Below are 1,091 nucleotides of genomic sequence, written 5' to 3'. Positions count from 1 at the left end.
CCTGCGAGAGCACGAGCGGCCGGTCCACCACCGCGAACAGCCCCGGCGAGCCTCCGGCCACGGGGGGAATCAGCGCCAGCTCCGCGTCCGGGGGCACCGGCGCGTCCAGGCCCACGAACTGCTGCTGCACCGCCACGCGCAGGTGCGGCAGGAGCGGCGTCAGCGCCGGGTGACGCGCGGCGAGCAGCGCCAGCACGTCCGACACGCGAGCGCCCCCGGGCACGTCCAGGGACTCCCGCGACACACCCGCGCGCTCACGGGCCGCGGCGAAGTACAGCACGGTGACGGCCATGGCCTGGGTGCCCTCCCCTTCTGACGGCTAGCGCTCGCGCAACACGACGCGGCCCTGGAGGCGGCCCCCGCCGTCGGCCGGAGCGAAGTCGAGGAACCCGTACTCCAGCGGGGTCAGCCGCTCCAGCAGCGCCCCGACGAAGACCTGGCTCGCGAGCAACTGGCCCTGCGGCACGCCCGGCACCGAGCGCGCGCTCGCGAGGTCCGAGCGCAGCCGGCCCAGGTCCACCATCAGCGACAGGTGCCCCGGCCCGAACGCCTCCGCGCCGAAGCGCGTGCGCAGCGTCGCGCCCACGTCGCCCGTCTCCCGGCCGGACAGCACCTCGCCCGCCTCCAGCGTCGCGCGCTCCGGGGTGAGCGTGAGCGACACCGGCTGCTCCAAGAGCCGCGTGCGGAAGCGCGTGGTGCTCCCCTGCGCCTCCTTCTGGAAGACGAGCGCGTTGTCCTGGAGCTGCTTCTGGACGAGCTGGAGCACCGGCGCCACCGACGTGAGGCCCGCCTCCATCACCACCGTGCCCTTGGGGGCCGGGCGCTGGTCGCGGATGAAGCTCTGGAAGAAGGCCGCCGCGTCGAAGTACACGAGCATCGCCACGTCGCCGCGCAGCGCCTTCAGCAGGGCCTCCGCGTCCAGCCCCTGCGTGCGCCAGCGCTCCAGCGTCTTCTGGCGCCGGGGCGAACCCGGCGAGCCGAACACCAGCCGCGCCAGCTCCTCCGGTGGCACGGAGAGCTGCGCCGCCGCCACCGGCCCCGCCGCCGCGCGCCCCAGCAGCGCGGAGCCCGGGCCCCGCGTCGCGCCCAGC

Annotated in this window: 1 protein-coding gene and 1 pseudogene; both read right to left on the bottom strand. The window is 76.0% G+C overall.

From position 1 onward, the window contains the following. A partial coding sequence (locus D7V93_RS43370; RefSeq protein WP_147451696.1) for a MoaD/ThiS family protein occupies nt 1–292 on the bottom strand: 292 nt, incomplete at its 3' end. Nucleotides 293–319: 27 nt separating this feature from the next. Beyond that, nucleotides 320–1,091 (bottom strand): annotated as a pseudogene (locus D7V93_RS43365) (PKD domain-containing protein); the annotation flags it as partial.

It is taken from the genome of Corallococcus llansteffanensis (assembly GCF_003612055.1).
GTDB classification, from domain to species: Bacteria; Myxococcota; Myxococcia; order Myxococcales; family Myxococcaceae; genus Corallococcus; species Corallococcus llansteffanensis.
This window is presented reverse-complemented; position numbering and strand designations above follow the sequence as displayed.